We start from the raw sequence: 15,017 nt of genomic DNA, 5'->3' as shown, positions 1-15,017 counted from the left end.
TTAGAATGAAAAGCCTCCTTGTTTGGAGGCTTTTTCTTTAGAGAGTTTTGTCGCTTAAGCAAAATTTAAAAAGAAATAATCCAACAACCGACCTCTTTCATCTACCACATTTTTATCTAAAAGCTGAACCATTGCCCCATCAATCATAAATAAGAACATGTAAGCATCTTGGAGTGAAGCCGAAGATTTTAAGGTTAAAAGCACCTTATAGATTTCGCTAACCAACCAGTTTCTATAATCAATCACGACTTTATAGGCAACTGGGTAGAGCTTTTCTATTTCAAAAATTGCTTTAAAGGGTAAATGATAAAAGCCATTTAAGTCGGCATGTAAAAGGTAAATCTGCTTAAGTTTATCGAGCACCATTTGCTCACGGTAAGAATTAATAATGGAAAACACTTTTACTTTGAGCGCGTCTTTTTGAAAAGTGAGACACATCTCGATGAGTCGTGCTTTTGAGTGAAAGTCGTTGTAAAAAGTAGCCTTGGCGACTTTGGCCTCTGCAATAATTTGGTCGACTCCGACCTTATGAAACCCATATTGATTAAATAAGTCTTTTGCTACGAGAAGCACTTTTAATGCTTTAAAGGAAGATTGTAAATTTGGCATAGATATACCGCTTAAAATAATTTTTTGTTGTATCTAAAAGAGATAGAAATGCCGTCACTCTTAAAATGAGTGCTAAAAACAGGCATGCAAAAGCCGCACAAAATGGCGTGCTGACCTATCTCAAGTTTTATAGTTGCTGTGTTTTAGATTCTTAAGGTGTAGAAAACCTAGAGTCGATTGAACCGCTTTATAGATTGCTCGAGTGGTATGAATAGAGAAACTTTGGCAAAAGTCAATAAAGAAGAAATAGTACGCATAGCGGACTCCTTTGGGTATAAAGAAGTTTCGCCACATCACTGCTAAATGATTATGGTGGCGAAACGAAAAGGGGTTAGCAGACTGATTTACCCAAAAATCAGCACATCCGAAGATGTCCCCCTCCCGTTCCGCCGCAGAGGGAGACACGTAGGGATGCCCACAAAAAAGAGAGACTTTTTCGTGTGCGTTGGGTAAATACGGCCTGCTAAAACCGACTGGCAATGTGGCCAGCAAGCAAAGGATAATCGGAGGGGTTTTAGGTGTCAATGTGATATTGGCTACAAATAAAGCTTTAAAAACATGAGTAAAAAAAATTTATTAATACCTTAGAGAATGATTTTATTTTTTTAGATTTTAAAATGTAAGTAAAACTTAAAAATGCAATTTGTTATATTAATTCATTAAGACTTTGAATACCGAGTTTTACGCCATAGCTACCTTCACTATCGTTATCAAGCCAACCACCATTAATTAAAGCTGGCACAGTCTTATTTATCACTTTACCAGCTAATAGTTTGGCATCATCCCTACTTAAATAGCCAACTGTTAAACCGTTAATTTCAATTTTAACTGCGTTCTTGTCATAAGCATTAAAAGGTTCAGAGACAACTCTAGCCATTACTTCTACATATTTTGACTTTTCTTGTTTAGGCCCAGCAATCTTTCTTAAATTTGCTTGATAGGATTGCTCCCCAACAATATCAACCAAATAGACTATTGATCTTTCACCAGTGAGATTTTTCTTCTTATGTTTTTTACTTAATATTAAAAATAAAACCAATAAGCCAAATACTGCCAATATCATTTCCATTCTTTTTCCTCTTATTATTCATAAAAAATATAAAACTAAAGATATTAAAAAGAGTAAACCAGAAATCAGCTTACTCTTTCATACCCTTATTTAATGACAATGATGGTCACCAGTTTTACTATTCGTATGACATCCTTTAGAGTTTGTACCCCCAGAATGAGCATTAACCTGTGTAACTGCTAAACCGATTAGACAAATGAATAAAAGTTTTTTCATGAGTTTATTTCCTTCAAGTCGGAATTATAATTGAGTTTTTATTGTACAAAATAAAATTATTAAGCTTTGATAAAACAGATGAGTGACTTATAAACTTTAGTCTAGTTTCTATTTATAACCATTTTTTGAAATATCCCTTTAAAAAGATAAACCATGAAAATTTGCATTGTAGGCCCTTCTGGCGCTGGTAAAACAACTATCACTAAGAAATTAGCTGATGAATTAAAGATATCAACTTATGAGTTTGATGAGATCTACTGGAATATAAGTGGAACTGAGTTTTTAAAGAATTCGGAAGAAACAATCTCAAGTGGTACTCAAGAAATCGCCTTACAAGATAGCTGGATTGTAGAAGGAGCTTACGATAAACGTTTACTTCCATTACTTCTTGAATGCTCTTTAATTTTAAAAATGGGAGTTCCTTTTTATTTAAGAACAATAAGGCTTTTACAACGTTACTTAAAGTCTGTAGCTACAGGCAAAAGACCTAAAGAAACTCTAAAAAATACATTAGAGCTGATTCAGTTTTCACATAGTTTTGATATACGTTTAGAAAAATTTCTGAGTAGTAATGCTCAACTCTCTAAAAAGACTATTCCTTTTAATAACTTTTCAAAAGCTATAAATATTATTCAGACTATTTTTAAAAACAATTAATTCACTTATGAAATCATGATGAAAGAACGGAGGTGGGTTGACAGACCAGCCATCTAGAACTGGCACGCATAAAGCGTCCCGTCTCCGTTCTATCGCAGAGAATAATAAGACAAATTATATGTGTCAATGTGATATTAGGTAGTTTTTTTAGGTTTATTTTCTATTTAGTTGGCGAATTATATATGGTGATATACCGATAAAATGAATAATTAAATACACCTTATCGGCTTGCTAGAATCAGTTTTTAAAACCTTTTTTTATTTTTTAATATAATTTGGAAAGTCCTTTAAAACTCTACTACATAATTGACCTTTTGCATCTTCTCTTTTTCGCTCTTCAAATTGTTTCATACCAAATTTCATGACCTCTCTACCGTATTTATCGCCTAACTCATGCTTAGTACATTTTTCGGCAGTATCCTTTAACTCTTCTGAATAATAGTGATAAGTACAATCAAGTTGAGCACGGCTTAAAAAACCGTGTAGTTCTACTACTTTCTCACATTGTGTTTGCTCTAGAAGACTTTTAGTTGCTGGACCTGCATAAATTGATGTTCCTACCAATAAAGTGAAAATCGTTACTAAAAAATTACGCATTATTTCCCCGACAAAGTTATTAAAAGTATTAGTGATAATATTGCGGGTGTATTAAATAATAATTATTTATAAGTGTCTATTAATAATAAAGAAAATTAGATACTCCTTATCTCTTTTGAATACTTAATCACCTTACAAAAAATGTGTGATTAAGTTTTAATAAATAAATGATATTAAATTTGTTTTATAACCATCTTTAATATTATTCGAGTTATTCGAAAACAGAGTTTTAGTGATATTTAATCCATTACTAATCTACTAAAACCCTTATTCATAACACTACGTTAAAACCCTAATTTCTTAAATACAAAATAACCCACATGGCTTTCAAAGCTACCGTCATTTTGAATTTTGAAATATTTCTTAACGAGGTCAGATGAACCTTCCTGCAAATAACGTAAAGTTTTGACTTGATCTTCAGGAGTTTTCATACGCTTCACCCAACTATTAAAATCTAACGAAAGCGTTTGTTTATCTAAACCAACCAAATCAAAGCCTGCATCTTCAATAAAATAGACCCACTCTTTCACACTATAGTTTCGTACATGGCTTGGGTCTCGAATCGTTTCGATCGTCTGTAAAAAAGTATCTAATATGGGCGAGCTAGAACTGATAATGTCTACAAAAATAACAATACCATCAGGCTTAAGCACGCGGTTTACTTCTTTCATGGCAGTCGGAACATGCTGCCAGTGATGCGCAGAATATCGGCTAATGACGACATCAAACTGCTGATCACTAAAAGGCATATCTTCAGCAATGCCCTGCTGCACAAAGATGTTTTTTAATTTGCGTTGGCTGGCAGCCTTCGACACCGTGTCTAACATTTCATGAGATAAATCGTAAGCAAAAACAAGGTCGGCATACGGAGCAACATTGTAAGAAACATGCCCACCACCACAGCCCAAATCAAGGACTACAGCCTTTTCAATTTTCTGAATTTCATGAATAAATTTATTAAATTCAAGTCCTTCAGAGTGAGCTTGGCTGTTTAAATAGTCGAGAGATTTATTTTGATATTGTTTTTGATTTATATCATGCTGGGTGATCATAACCTTGCTCCTTCTATGTAATGGAATCACATTAAAGGAAAATTTAGATAAAAAATAATGATTAGTTTTTCTTCAATTGATAAATAAAAGTTATTATTTAGTTTATTTTTATATGCCATGCCAATTGATAAAAATAGATTTAAAGATTAATAAGAAATCCGCAAAGAGCACTGTTTAGTCACCCTTACTGAAACAGTGCTCTTTGCTCCATCCCAACCTCTATCCAGAAAGGTTCGATGCATAGAAATAGTGTATGTACCTTCGACTCAAAATGTTTCCTGTATTTTTTAAAATTTTTAAACATTCACAGCATAAAAATGAAGTATATTAATTTTTATCAGAAGATTCTTCTTTGGTTTATATTTTGAACAGAACAGAATACACACTAGATCGTATAGATCGGAAAATTTTATCTGCATTACGTGGAAATGGCCGTTTAACCGTTGCTCAACTGGCCGAAGAAGTAGGTCTTTCATCTTCTCCGTGCTGGACTCGACTGAAACGTCTAGAAACTTTAAAAATTATTGAAGGATATACGGTAAACGTAAGCCAAAAAGCGATTGGCATTCATGAAGTCTTTTTTATTGAAATTACTTTAGAGCGCCATGATGACGAAATGCTAGAAAATTTCAGTGAAGCATTAGCAGATATACCTGAAGTAGTGGAAGCGCATCTCGTCACAGGTGATTATGATTATCTGGTTAAAGTAGCAGTCAAAGATGCTGACCATTACGAGCGATTTTTAAGAAAGAAACTTTATTCAATTAAAGGAATACGCCACACCCGTTCGACCTTTGCCCTACGCCCTCTCAAATCTGCTAATACAGCCGATTTAATGTTAATTGAATAGAAGAGTTAAACACTTAGAGATAATTCCTTAATTTATTGATTTAAAAATCTTTATTAAGGGAAAACCTAGAAAATATAACAGCTCATAGCTCTGTTATATTTTTTTTAAAAAATTCTGTATCTATGATTACAGCCTTCACTTCTTCAAAATGTAATTAATCTAAATTGGAGGCATCGCCATGAACATTTTGAAGAAAAAAAATAAGGCCAGTTTTGTATTCTTTATTATTACTCTCTACTCTTTTATTGGGTTTGGCTTAGGCTTCGTTATTTGGGAATACTTTTTAAAGGCCTAGTTTGCTAAAGAATAGCTAACTCACATCAGATGTAATTTCTGACGTAATTTCTTTACTACGATGATATGCGGCCTTCATAGCTAAACGTATATCATCAGATACATTTCCTAGTTCAAACATTCTGAGTGCCGATTCGGTAATCCCGTTAGCCAACGTCACCTTGCCACACAGATCCGCTGGTGGGACATTACTTTTACGGACCATTTCAACTGCACCACTAGCCGCTTGGAGTGCTAAATCTAGAGCAAATTGTTTATCAAGTCCTAAAGAAACCCCTGTCTTTATCATGCTATCTAAAATATAGAAAAAGTAAGCCGGTCCCGAACCAGACAAAGCAATAATTGCGTCTGTCTGAGTTTCAGACGGCGCCCAAAAAGTCTGACCCGTTGCAGAGTACAGCATTTCGATTAGGTCTTTATCAAGCTGGTCCATTTGCTCTGAAGCAATAAGCACATGCGTCCCCATATGTGTAAGCACAGGTGGATTTGAAATTACACGAACAATTTTTTTCGAACCCGTAAAACGAGTCAAGTTTGCAATATCAATTCCCGCCATCATAGAAACGATAATTTTACTAGCTAACCATTTTTTTAGCGGTACAAGTGTCTCTTTTAACTGTTTCGGATCTAATAGCAAAACAACAATTTCAGCTTTTTTGATTCCATTTTCTTTTTGCTTCAAAGCATTTGTATCATTAATTTTTTTCTCTTCAATTAATTGTATTTTTTCTTTTTTAAATCCTTTTAAAACCAACCCTCCTATTAAAGCTAAAGCTAAATTACTACTGCCAATAAAACAAATATTAGGTTGTACTGCACTTAACATTTAAAATGTTTTCCTTTCTTAAGAGAGGTTTATAAAAATAAATATTATCTATAGTTTAATTATGGATATTGAATTAATGATGACCGTCTGAATAAAGAGCCCACTTTAATAAAATATATTATTAAAGTGGGGTTTGTTTTATTTGCGCAATAAATAAAACAACTTTAGCTTAAGCCTAATGTATTACTATTGTTAATAAATACTACACAAAAAATGTTAAACTATGTAACTTACACTAAGGTTGTGTAAACCGCTCTAGAAACATTATATTTAGCTTAAGTAAAGAATATTCACCATTTAATAAGAAAATCTTTAAATTATTAGAATCCACGAAAGTATTCTAGCTCACGCAACTAAAGAGCTTCTATCTTATTCGCTAAAATTCTCTCGGCTTTTCTGATTGCCTGCTGTAAATCAATATCTTCGCATACCCAAAAAGTAAAAATTTTTCCAAATAGGTGGAAATGCTGTTTAACATACTGAGAGCTATTGTCTGAATAATGCTCTTCTATCTTAAAAACATCATTATGATTTTCTATCTTTTGACCGTCTAAAATACCGCCAATACAAATATCCATTTTAGTACCATACACCTAATTACTTATATTTTAACAAAAATTTAGAAGCACTTTTAAGAGCATATTTTTATTCTGCTTTTTATTTTTAAAGATAAGTTTAATTAAAACTTATAAAAAACCCACAACATAGAGTGGGTTTTTTAACTCTACTTAAGCACTTTAGCCTTAAACATATTCTATTTAAATAATATATTCAAAACAACTCTAGTCGATCTATGAAGTTATGCATTCTGAAGAATCATAATATTTGAAGCTTGTGGGCCTTTTTTACCCTGTATTACAGTAAACTCAACACGTTGGCCTTCTAATAGAACTTTAAAACCTTGTGTTTGAATATCGGTAAAATGAGCGAAAATATCTTTACCTTCATCAGCAGCAATAAAACCAAAGCCTTTAGTTTCATTGAACCATTTTACTGTACCAGTAGAAGTAGACATATATTTATCCTAAATTTTAAAATATTATAACTTATTATTGGGGAAACCAATTTAACTAAAAAAATAGACGTGAAAACTTAAATATCTGAATAAACCGAAGACTTAATAAATAAAACTGCGAAATAGAAATTTATGATGACAAGAATATTTTGTTAGTTATGCTCGACTATACACGCTTCAAAATCATTTGCAATCGATATTCAAAATAATTAAAGCAAGAAAAATTTTATAGTGTTGACTCAACATCTTTCATCTTGATTTGATTAAAGATCCTTTCAATTAAAAATCTAATATTTTATATTTTAATTGAAAGAAGTACTTTTAATTCTTGAGTTACTGATGCCATTAATAGAATTTCTGTTCACCAGCAGGGCGTGTTTTAAAGCGTCGGTGAAACCACATGTATTGTGTAGGGGCAATGCGAATTTGGTTTTCAATAATCTTGTTTACCCTTTCAGCGTCACTGACTTCACAGCCACTTGGGAAATTTTCTAATTTAGGTTCTACTAAAACATGATATTGCGGATTACGAATATCACCACTACGGTAAAAATATAAAGGCACGGCTGCTGCTTTTGAGATATCCATTAGTCTGCGATGCGCTGTAACAGTAGCTGCCTGAATACCAAAAAATGATGCCATTACGCCTTGTTTTAAGCCAAAATCCTGATCTGGGCTATACCATATCGCATGCCCATGTTTAAGGTTTTGTATGAGTCCACGCATGTTGTCTCGAGCAATTTGGTTTTTATACACTCGCGCACGACTACGATGAATCAGAAAATCTAAAAACGGATTGTTTTGAGGTCGGTAAACCACGTCCATATTAAAGAATAAAGTACACGCCGCTCCACCTGCATCTAAAAGCGTACTGTGGGTACCTAATAAAAGTACGCCATTTTCCTGATTATTAGTTAAATTTTCTAAACCATCTATGTGGACACGGCTTTTAAACCAATTTGGGCAATACCAAGCATTGAGAGCTTCAAATACACCCGTTAAAGTATCAACAAAAACCTGTTTAGCTTTTGCCTCGATTTGCAAAGGTGTTTTTTCTGGAAAACATGCTTGTAAATTACGTAGTGTAGTTTTTCTTCGAGAACTTAAAGATTTCCACGCTATTTTTGATAGAAAATCAGCAAGGCGCCATTGAATAGCCCAAGGTAACATCGCAAATAACATTAGAATAAAAGCTAAAAACCATATACCCCAATATTTAAACGCTAAAAAGGAAAATTGAAACTCGCCAGATTTAAACTGCCGTTCATTTTTCGTCATACTATAGATTTCTTGAGGTATAGACTTAGCATACTAACATGCTCAATTTTTAAGGTTGTGTGTTTATGTTGCTTTCACTTTTATAGTTTTATATGCCCTATTTATTTATACAAATCTATATTTTAAATATTTAATCTATGTAAGACTTAAATATACATAACCTTCTGTATACAACGATTATTTTCTCATTTAAAGTAACCGCACAATCTTGCCTCAATTGATAAATAGGATATATCAGCGTGAGCGGTCTTTTAGTATTTATAACAATAGCATTTCTTACCCTATTAAGCCCAGGACCGGGAGTTTTATTTACTGTCACAAATTCAATTAACTATGGTGTAAAAACTGCTTTGTTTGGAATAAGTGGGTTAATTATTGGTATGTTTGTGATCGCTGTAATTTCTGCCAGCGGTGTAGGACTTATTATTACAAGTAACCCTACTATTTTTACGGTTTTAAAGTTTATTGGTGCATTTTATCTAATGTATCTCGGATATAAAAACTTCACTAAAAAACTTGCAACGCAAGAGTTAATGACCGATCAACAAAAAGATAAAGCTGTAAGTAAATCTAAATTGTTTTATCAAGGCCTATTCGCATCTTTGCTTAATCCTAAAACAATCGTATTTTTTATCGCACTCTTCCCTCAATTTATTGATATCAAGAAAGAGATTTTAAATCAATTTTTAATTCTTTCTTTAACCTTCTGTTTTATTGGTTTTTTAATTCATTTAGTTTACGCAAACTTCTCTTCAATTTTTAAAGAGAAGATGTTGGCTGGAAATAATTTCTCGATTCTCAACAAAATTAGTGGCGCTATTTTCTTTCTGCTTGCCATTTTACTCATCGCACAATAAAGCATTGCTCGACCTATTATTTGTTAAAAAGCCTTAACTCGTGGTTAGGCTTTTTAACTCATTAGATCTTTAAACATGCTCTCTTCTAACGCATTTTTTAGAGTGTTACTCTGTTTAATATCCAACCGTAAAAGAAATCTTCGTAGTTAGGATTGTTCTCGGTAATTTCAATATAATGCTGTCCTTGCATAATATTTAAAATGCGCACGAATACTTTTTCTCCCTCTTTATTACGTCTATTTAAGTACGTAGCTAGTGCTTGTAAAGTTAGAGGCCCGTACTGGCCATCTACCACAAGATTTGGGCAACCTTCCTTCCCCTGCTTATTCAGCAGATTTAAAGCACGTTGTAATAAAGGCTTAGTAAAATTGACGCCACAATTTATAGCTGTATCCAGTAACTCTTCTGCAATAGCTGGGCTAATCGCATTAATCTGGTCAAACTGGGGTTCAAGCCAGTATTTTTGCTTATAAATAGATTTGGCGACACTTAAGGGCAAGTCTTGCATGTTGCCTTGATATCCGTTCGATCGAGCGACTGCTTCTGTAATGCCAAATTTAGTCGCATGGCCATGATCTGATGGATGGTTAACATACCCGCCTTCTCGGCTGATCATTTTTTCTAAGTATTGGTCGATATTCATTTTATTCTACCTTTATATTTAAAGCTGTCTTTAGCTATTTTGAAGATCATCTTTTGCTTTTTTTAGGTCTTTGATGACCTCTACAATCGTTTTGCCTTCTTGTTTATTGATGAAGTTAAATATCCATCTCACAATAGCCCAGCCTGGTAAACCACAAATGAAGAAGAATCCAGATAGGGTGATCATTCCCCAAATATCGGATACCCATTCATGCAGGTTCCATTTCATAATAATGAATGAGCCGCCTGTCAGGCTTGAAACTACTGTACAGATGAGAGCAACAATCCATTCTTGTGGAGAACGAGGAAAACGCATCATTAATACAACTGCGACAACTAAGCTGACTGCTAGAGCCACCATAATTGCAATACTATAAAAATTTAAAAATGTGGCTAACCCACTGCTAGAAACTGTTTCCATGACTTTGTCCTGCGCTAAAGGGTAAAACTTGAAAACTCATCACGTTGACCAGCTTGTGGTTTTCAATGTTTATTAATCCCTTCGTTTTCTTTATTACAGTCAATAAAAAACACTAACGCTTTAAAGCAGCGCTAAATTGCAAGACGAACTTATCCTTGACCCCATTTATTTCAGGGGTCCGAGAAAGAATGTTTGTATGCTAAAGCCTGTTAGTGTGCACCGTTTAAGGCTTGTTCAATCAACTCAATCACTGTGATTGCACCAATCGCTTTTTGCATAGAGACTTGATCATCGAATTCGAATGCGTCATCTTCAAGCTCATTTACAATCTGCTTGGCCTCCTCAAGTGCCCTTTTTATTTTTTGTACCTTATATTTGTTTACGTCTTTGGCAATTGTCGGGATATACCCTCCACGTTTTGCATTTTTAAGTTGTTTAGCTCTGTTCTGCATTGCTGTAGTCATTCACTATCTCCAACTCAATGTACTCGTTAGTAAGGCGTCTTTATCGTTTGTTATTCTTGAGGTTTTGATACATTCTTTGAGCAATATAGCTAAGCTATGACTACAAATGTGTGTTCAAAACGTTTCATCTGGTACAACAATCATAAAGAACCCAACTATATGCAATTAAGCCACTAATTTATAAACAAATATTTCCTTTTCTAAAAATGTAAAAAAGTATTAAATTTTGTGGATTTAAGCTTTTTACACGCCTTAATTTTTTGACCAAAAAGTTCATATAAGGCTTTGCCGTATATCGGAAACTTTTGTTAGGTCTCACAATCTTTGTTAAATTCTTCATGTTCTTGATACCCTTTATCGACGAACATTAAGCCTGATCCACGGAATCGGGCTTTTTTTTATTCCAATTTTTGTTTTGATAGCCTGTTTGCAAATAATAATTGAGCTATCTCCCTTTTATTCTGCTACCTGTAGAAACAAAATAAATTTAGCTTCCATCTCAAAGCTTTGATAAAGCGATAAATAGTGACTTAGGTACCATTTAAATTTTCTCTATTCATCTTGAGATATAACTGATATTATAACTATAGTTATTATTAGTCAATAACTATAGTTGTTTTACTCTATATAACTTAAGTTATATATTTGTTATAAGTTTACTGGTGTAACCATTATGGCTCTTAAAGACCGTTTAAAAGACTCTAGAATTAAAGCCAAAAAAACTCAGGCTGAAGTGGCAGAAGCTGTAAAGATGTCGCAACCTGCCTATCAGGCTTTAGAGTCAGGGAAAAATTTAAAATCCGCATTTCTTCCTTTAATTGCTCAATTTTTAGGAGTGGATGGTTATTGGTTAACGACAGGGAATACTGAAGACTCTTTTAGAGAAAGTGATGTATTTAGCCCGACTGTAGTAAGTGCAGAATCTACCGATCAATATGTCTGGATTGAAGTTGTAGAAGCTAACTTTTCTTGCGGGACAGGTGAATCTATTGAATTTCACTTTGATGCTATTAATGGAAAAATTCCATTCCCTGCTTCATTCTTTAAAGAAAAACGCGTTGCTCAAGAATGCATGCGTATTATTAAAGCTAAAGGCGATAGCATGACCGACTACATTAAAGACGGTGATTTGGTGGGTATTGATATCTCTCAAACAGAAGTCATTGATGGCGAGATTTATGCGGTTTACTTTGCTGGCGAAGGAATGATTAAACAGATTTTTAAAGAGGCAGATGGCTCTTTAATTTTGCATAGCTTAAATGAAAAATTTAGAGACCGACGCGTAACAGAAGAGAACGGTAAAAACTTTAAGGTTATGGGTCGCCAGTTCTGGCGAGCAGGCTAATTTAGTTATTAAATATAATTAAAATAATAATGCACTTATTTTTAATCACTTCAGCCTTTTTATAACTTTAATTATTTATATAACCTGTAGACATAAAAAAACCTATCTCCTTTAAAAGAGATAGGTTTTCTCGCTTTATTACCATGGTTTTATCAACAATATGTATTTAAACGATAAAGTTGATTAAACCCGGCATAGAAGCTTTTACCATCTTGGTTTAACTCAATTTCTTCACCAGATTGAAGTTGAATTTTTTTACCAACTTCGACCCAACGATATCCATTGAGAGAGTTTTGTTTACGAACATGAGGAACAATCCTCACATTAATTTCGTTGCCATTTACGGCTGTGGCAATGTGCCACTCATTTACTATATTCACAATCATTCACTCATCACTGAGCTCATGTGATTTTACGGTATGTAATTAGAACGCTAGATTTAGGGTATGGACAGTTCGTCTAGAATTTAATATTTAGCTTTATATAGGGTTATTTATAAGCTAATTGCTTTTCATAATTTTCGTATTATGAAAAGTGGTACATCACAGAGCATAATATTTTTGGATGCGGGAGTCGGATTTGAACCAACGACCTTCGGGTTATGAGCCCGACGAGCTACCAGACTGCTCCACCCCGCAATTGGAAGTAAGCTTTATACGCTCATCTATTTTATAAAGCAAACTTTATTTTTTAATCGGTTGTAATTATTAACAATTCTCTTTTTATTATTTTTTCATTTTAACCATTCAGTCTAAATTCACATATCAATTTCAATTTTTAATTCTTTAAATTGTTGTATTTATTTTAAATAGAACCCGATATTCATAGACAACAATTGCCTTGGTTGGATGGCTTTTATACTATCTAGTTTGGCCCTTTAATTTTTAGTTCGTATGTCTGAACCTCAGTTTTCCCTTAGTGAATATCTCGGCACAGTTCAGGAAGTCATACGTGTGGCTTTTGATGAGCCAGTTTGGGTAAAAGCAGAAATTCGAAATTTAAATATTAAGGGCGGTCATTACTATTTAGAACTCGCAGAAAAAGATGCAGAGACTGATAAAGTTATTGCCAGCTGTAAAGCCACGATCTGGAAATTTTCAGCGAGTAAAATTGTTTTAAAGTTCGAACGTGAAACTGGGATTGAGATTTCAAGTGATTTAAATGTACTCATCAAAATTAGAGCACGTTTTGATCCTCAATATGGATTTTCGGTCAATATTGAAGAGATTGACTCAAGCTTTACATTGGGTGAAATTGCTAAACGTTATCAGCAAATTATTGAACGACTTACTCAAGAAGGTTTAATCCATAAAAATAAACTTCTTCCCACTCCTTTTGATATTCAAAATGTTTTAGTCATTGCCCCTCAAAATGCTGCGGGCCTTGGTGACTTTAAAAAAGATGCAGATGCACTTGAGCGAAATGGGGTTTGTCATTTTGTGTATCACACCGCTACTTTTCAAGGAAACACGGCTGCAACCAGCTTGATTGAATCTTTAGGTTCAGGTTTAAGACAATGGGCCAGTACATTTAACTTTCCACCTGATTTGATTGTGATTATTCGCGGTGGTGGATCGGTCAATGATTTAGCTTATTTAAATGATTATGAACTTGCCGCCCTACTTTGCAAACGTAGCGTACCCATTTGGGTAGGCATCGGGCATGAAAAAGACCGTACAATTCTTGATGAAATTGCCCATCGCTCATTTGATACACCAAGTAAAGTGATTGCTGGCATCCGAAACCACATTGTCGAACGCGTCCAAGAAGCTGTAGATAGCCTACAAACGATTAAGCTACTTTCTCAACATCAAATCACGACCTATCAAAGCAAGAATGATCAACTGCTTCATCACATAAAATCTTCGGCACAGAGTCAACTTAGCTCGGCCCATCGTTTGCTTGACCAGATGAAAGAACGTATTCAGTTTAGCTCACAGCAACAAGTTAAATTTTCATTAGCCCAAATCGAATCTTTGATGAAAGAAATCCTTTTGCAAAACCCGAAACAGGTTCAGGCCAAGGGCTATGCAATTGTTAGATCAGAAGGAAAAGCGATTCGCTCTATACATCAAATTTCAAGCCCCGCCATCGCTATTGAGATGCAAGATGGTCTGGTTGAAGCCAACATTACGCAGGTAATTCCAAATGAAGAATGAAGAGTTAACGTTTAAAGATGGTCATGACATTTTGAAGAAAAATGCCGAATTACTTGAATCTCAAGAAAGCCCGGATATCGATAATTTAATGAAAATTGTTGAAGAATCTATTACTGCTTATAAAGCATGCAAGTCACGTATTGAAGCCGTTCAAAAGGCTTTAGATGAGACATTCAAAGAATAAAAAAAGCCCACTCCTACTTCTCATTGAAGGAATGGGCTTAGTGAAATCCACTTAATCCTGAAATGCAAAAATGTGGATTAGGTCACATTTTTACACAGGCATAGTCCCATAACCATTTTAGATGTTCAATATTTTAATTGTGTCTATACGTTAGTTTGGCTTAATTTTCACCGTCTAAGACTATACAAAATACAAACTCTACTCATGGTTATTGTTAAATTTAATTTAAAAGTTATTCCTCACTGAATGCACCAATTAACTGATAAATTTTGCCGTCTTTAGGGTTTTCATAGAGCAAATCCATATTAGGTAAAATAATATCATCATTAATTTCAATATGTTCAACGCTCTTATGAAGTTCGAGCGCGTGATCATTCATGGGTCTAACTTTTGCCAAAGCAATTGATTCTTTATCAAACTGATCCTTGATAATTACTTTTAATCTTGTCATGAAAATCTCCTGAAAATTAAATTTTTTAATAT

The 15,017-nt window shown here is 33.9% G+C and carries 21 protein-coding genes and 1 tRNA gene; 7 read left to right on the top strand and 15 right to left on the bottom strand.

Features of this window, described 5'->3' with window-relative positions:
• Positions 1 to 54: 54 nt before the first annotated feature.
• From MKX14_RS16430 to MKX14_RS16420, 3 genes are all read right to left on the bottom strand, one after another.
• Positions 55 to 609: a TetR/AcrR family transcriptional regulator gene (locus MKX14_RS16430; protein WP_240282987.1), complete on the bottom strand. Its 555-nt coding sequence runs from the start codon at positions 607 to 609 to the stop codon at positions 55 to 57.
• 646 nt (positions 610 to 1,255) lie between these two features.
• Entirely contained in the window at positions 1,256 to 1,678 is a 423-nt protein-coding gene (locus MKX14_RS16425; protein ID WP_240282986.1) for an HIRAN domain-containing protein, read from the bottom strand.
• Between the two features lie 90 nt (positions 1,679 to 1,768).
• Positions 1,769 to 1,894, bottom strand: coding sequence for a YHYH domain-containing protein (locus MKX14_RS16420; protein ID WP_005076872.1), 126 nt, complete (start codon positions 1,892 to 1,894; stop codon positions 1,769 to 1,771).
• A gap of 153 nt (positions 1,895 to 2,047) precedes the next feature.
• On the opposite strand from MKX14_RS16420, the gene MKX14_RS16415 reads away from it, so the two are divergent.
• Positions 2,048 to 2,551 (top strand): AAA family ATPase, encoded by a 504-nt coding sequence (locus tag MKX14_RS16415; protein ID WP_240282985.1) that lies wholly within the window; start codon positions 2,048 to 2,050, stop codon positions 2,549 to 2,551.
• A gap of 257 nt (positions 2,552 to 2,808) precedes the next feature.
• Here the strand turns inward: MKX14_RS16415 and MKX14_RS16410 are convergent, their stop codons facing one another.
• A complete protein-coding gene (locus MKX14_RS16410; protein ID WP_108008429.1) occupies positions 2,809 to 3,147 on the bottom strand; it encodes a hypothetical protein in 339 nt (112 codons plus the stop codon).
• 284 nt (positions 3,148 to 3,431) lie between these two features.
• Complete coding sequence (gene yafE / locus MKX14_RS16405; protein ID WP_046812955.1) at positions 3,432 to 4,199, bottom strand: class I SAM-dependent methyltransferase; 768 nt, start codon at positions 4,197 to 4,199, stop codon at positions 3,432 to 3,434.
• Between the two features lie 364 nt (positions 4,200 to 4,563).
• Here yafE and MKX14_RS16400 point away from each other — a divergent pair, with 364 nt between their 5' ends.
• The gene (locus MKX14_RS16400) at positions 4,564 to 5,049 is read left to right on the top strand and encodes an Lrp/AsnC family transcriptional regulator (RefSeq protein WP_240282984.1); all 486 of its coding nucleotides are present in this window, start codon (positions 4,564 to 4,566) and stop codon (positions 5,047 to 5,049) included.
• 178 nt (positions 5,050 to 5,227) lie between these two features.
• Positions 5,228 to 5,344 carry a hypothetical protein gene (locus tag MKX14_RS16395; protein WP_002117441.1) on the top strand — a complete coding sequence of 39 codons (117 nt, stop codon included), beginning with the start codon at positions 5,228 to 5,230 and terminating at the stop codon, positions 5,342 to 5,344.
• Between the two features lie 15 nt (positions 5,345 to 5,359).
• Here MKX14_RS16395 and MKX14_RS16390 read toward each other — a convergent pair whose 3' ends face one another.
• The 4 genes from MKX14_RS16390 to MKX14_RS16375 all read right to left on the bottom strand — a co-directional run bounded on the left by MKX14_RS16390 (position 5,360) and on the right by MKX14_RS16375 (position 8,462).
• On the bottom strand, positions 5,360 to 6,169 hold the full coding sequence (locus MKX14_RS16390) for a pyrroline-5-carboxylate reductase family protein (protein WP_046812957.1): 810 nt from the start codon (positions 6,167 to 6,169) through the stop codon (positions 5,360 to 5,362).
• A 353-nt stretch (positions 6,170 to 6,522) separates the two neighbouring features.
• A complete protein-coding gene (locus tag MKX14_RS16385; RefSeq protein WP_046812958.1) occupies positions 6,523 to 6,747 on the bottom strand; it encodes a hypothetical protein in 225 nt (74 codons plus the stop codon).
• Positions 6,748 to 6,968: 221 nt separating this feature from the next.
• Positions 6,969 to 7,184 (bottom strand): cold-shock protein, encoded by a 216-nt coding sequence (gene cspV / locus MKX14_RS16380; RefSeq protein ID WP_240282983.1) that lies wholly within the window; start codon positions 7,182 to 7,184, stop codon positions 6,969 to 6,971.
• Positions 7,185 to 7,529: 345 nt separating this feature from the next.
• A complete protein-coding gene (locus MKX14_RS16375) occupies positions 7,530 to 8,462 on the bottom strand; it encodes a lauroyl acyltransferase (protein WP_032006555.1) in 933 nt (310 codons plus the stop codon).
• Between the two features lie 239 nt (positions 8,463 to 8,701).
• Here MKX14_RS16375 and MKX14_RS16370 point away from each other — a divergent pair, with 239 nt between their 5' ends.
• Positions 8,702 to 9,319: a LysE family translocator gene (locus MKX14_RS16370; RefSeq protein WP_014206232.1), complete on the top strand. Its 618-nt coding sequence runs from the start codon at positions 8,702 to 8,704 to the stop codon at positions 9,317 to 9,319.
• A 97-nt stretch (positions 9,320 to 9,416) separates the two neighbouring features.
• On the opposite strand, the gene MKX14_RS16365 is transcribed toward MKX14_RS16370, so the two are convergent.
• From MKX14_RS16365 to MKX14_RS16355, 3 genes are all read right to left on the bottom strand, one after another.
• Positions 9,417 to 9,962, bottom strand: a complete 546-nt coding sequence (locus tag MKX14_RS16365; RefSeq protein ID WP_240282982.1) for a glycoside hydrolase family 108 protein — start codon at positions 9,960 to 9,962, stop codon at positions 9,417 to 9,419.
• A gap of 30 nt (positions 9,963 to 9,992) precedes the next feature.
• Positions 9,993 to 10,382 carry a hypothetical protein gene (locus tag MKX14_RS16360; RefSeq protein ID WP_002119864.1) on the bottom strand — a complete coding sequence of 130 codons (390 nt, stop codon included), beginning with the start codon at positions 10,380 to 10,382 and terminating at the stop codon, positions 9,993 to 9,995.
• A 209-nt stretch (positions 10,383 to 10,591) separates the two neighbouring features.
• A complete protein-coding gene (locus MKX14_RS16355; protein WP_002119927.1) occupies positions 10,592 to 10,846 on the bottom strand; it encodes a hypothetical protein in 255 nt (84 codons plus the stop codon).
• 673 nt (positions 10,847 to 11,519) lie between these two features.
• Between MKX14_RS16355 and MKX14_RS16350 the strand changes: the two genes are divergently transcribed.
• Positions 11,520 to 12,191, top strand: a complete 672-nt coding sequence (locus tag MKX14_RS16350) for an XRE family transcriptional regulator (protein WP_002119885.1) — start codon at positions 11,520 to 11,522, stop codon at positions 12,189 to 12,191.
• 152 nt (positions 12,192 to 12,343) lie between these two features.
• Here MKX14_RS16350 and MKX14_RS16345 read toward each other — a convergent pair whose 3' ends face one another.
• Positions 12,344 to 12,577 (bottom strand): transposase, encoded by a 234-nt coding sequence (locus MKX14_RS16345; protein WP_240282981.1) that lies wholly within the window; start codon positions 12,575 to 12,577, stop codon positions 12,344 to 12,346.
• 175 nt (positions 12,578 to 12,752) lie between these two features.
• Positions 12,753 to 12,829 (bottom strand) — tRNA-Met (locus MKX14_RS16340).
• 255 nt (positions 12,830 to 13,084) lie between these two features.
• On the opposite strand from MKX14_RS16340, the gene xseA reads away from it, so the two are divergent.
• Both xseA and xseB read left to right on the top strand, forming a co-directional pair.
• Complete coding sequence (xseA, locus tag MKX14_RS16335) at positions 13,085 to 14,350, top strand: exodeoxyribonuclease VII large subunit (RefSeq protein ID WP_240282980.1); 1,266 nt, start codon at positions 13,085 to 13,087, stop codon at positions 14,348 to 14,350.
• A complete protein-coding gene (gene xseB / locus MKX14_RS16330) occupies positions 14,340 to 14,534 on the top strand; it encodes an exodeoxyribonuclease VII small subunit (RefSeq protein WP_046812963.1) in 195 nt (64 codons plus the stop codon). Before xseA ends, xseB begins: the two co-directional genes overlap by 11 nt.
• A gap of 232 nt (positions 14,535 to 14,766) precedes the next feature.
• Here xseB and MKX14_RS16325 read toward each other — a convergent pair whose 3' ends face one another.
• Positions 14,767 to 14,985 carry a hypothetical protein gene (locus MKX14_RS16325; RefSeq protein WP_046812964.1) on the bottom strand — a complete coding sequence of 73 codons (219 nt, stop codon included), beginning with the start codon at positions 14,983 to 14,985 and terminating at the stop codon, positions 14,767 to 14,769.
• Positions 14,986 to 15,017 lie beyond the last annotated feature (32 nt).

The organism is Acinetobacter pittii (assembly GCF_022449185.1).
Classification (GTDB): domain Bacteria; phylum Pseudomonadota; class Gammaproteobacteria; order Pseudomonadales; family Moraxellaceae; genus Acinetobacter; species Acinetobacter pittii_I.
The sequence above is the reverse complement of the archived record's forward strand: the minus strand, read 5'-3'. Positions and strand labels throughout refer to the sequence as shown.

Bases quoted from the DNA above. Each gene is read 5' to 3' on its own strand.
- MKX14_RS16385 (WP_046812958.1), bottom strand. From the start codon at position 6,747: ATGGATATTTGTATTGGCGGTATTTTAGACGGTCAAAAGATAGAAAAT.
- MKX14_RS16430 (WP_240282987.1), bottom strand. From the start codon at position 609: ATGCCAAATTTACAATCTTCCTTTAAAGCATTAAAAGTGCTTCTCGTA.
- MKX14_RS16350 (WP_002119885.1), top strand. From the start codon at position 11,520: ATGGCTCTTAAAGACCGTTTAAAAGACTCTAGAATTAAAGCCAAAAAA.
- MKX14_RS16395 (WP_002117441.1), top strand. From the start codon at position 5,228: ATGAACATTTTGAAGAAAAAAAATAAGGCCAGTTTTGTATTCTTTATT.
- xseA (WP_240282980.1), top strand. From the start codon at position 13,085: ATGTCTGAACCTCAGTTTTCCCTTAGTGAATATCTCGGCACAGTTCAG.
- MKX14_RS16355 (WP_002119927.1), bottom strand. From the start codon at position 10,846: ATGACTACAGCAATGCAGAACAGAGCTAAACAACTTAAAAATGCAAAA.
- MKX14_RS16325 (WP_046812964.1), bottom strand. From the start codon at position 14,985: ATGACAAGATTAAAAGTAATTATCAAGGATCAGTTTGATAAAGAATCA.
- MKX14_RS16375 (WP_032006555.1), bottom strand. From the start codon at position 8,462: ATGACGAAAAATGAACGGCAGTTTAAATCTGGCGAGTTTCAATTTTCC.
- MKX14_RS16345 (WP_240282981.1), bottom strand. From the start codon at position 12,577: ATGATTGTGAATATAGTAAATGAGTGGCACATTGCCACAGCCGTAAAT.
- MKX14_RS16420 (WP_005076872.1), bottom strand. From the start codon at position 1,894: ATGAAAAAACTTTTATTCATTTGTCTAATCGGTTTAGCAGTTACACAG.
- MKX14_RS16410 (WP_108008429.1), bottom strand. From the start codon at position 3,147: ATGCGTAATTTTTTAGTAACGATTTTCACTTTATTGGTAGGAACATCA.
- MKX14_RS16425 (WP_240282986.1), bottom strand. From the start codon at position 1,678: ATGGAAATGATATTGGCAGTATTTGGCTTATTGGTTTTATTTTTAATA.
- MKX14_RS16415 (WP_240282985.1), top strand. From the start codon at position 2,048: ATGAAAATTTGCATTGTAGGCCCTTCTGGCGCTGGTAAAACAACTATC.
- cspV (WP_240282983.1), bottom strand. From the start codon at position 7,184: ATGTCTACTTCTACTGGTACAGTAAAATGGTTCAATGAAACTAAAGGC.
- yafE (WP_046812955.1), bottom strand. From the start codon at position 4,199: ATGATCACCCAGCATGATATAAATCAAAAACAATATCAAAATAAATCT.
- xseB (WP_046812963.1), top strand. From the start codon at position 14,340: ATGAAGAATGAAGAGTTAACGTTTAAAGATGGTCATGACATTTTGAAG.
- MKX14_RS16390 (WP_046812957.1), bottom strand. From the start codon at position 6,169: ATGTTAAGTGCAGTACAACCTAATATTTGTTTTATTGGCAGTAGTAAT.
- MKX14_RS16365 (WP_240282982.1), bottom strand. From the start codon at position 9,962: ATGAATATCGACCAATACTTAGAAAAAATGATCAGCCGAGAAGGCGGG.
- MKX14_RS16360 (WP_002119864.1), bottom strand. From the start codon at position 10,382: ATGGAAACAGTTTCTAGCAGTGGGTTAGCCACATTTTTAAATTTTTAT.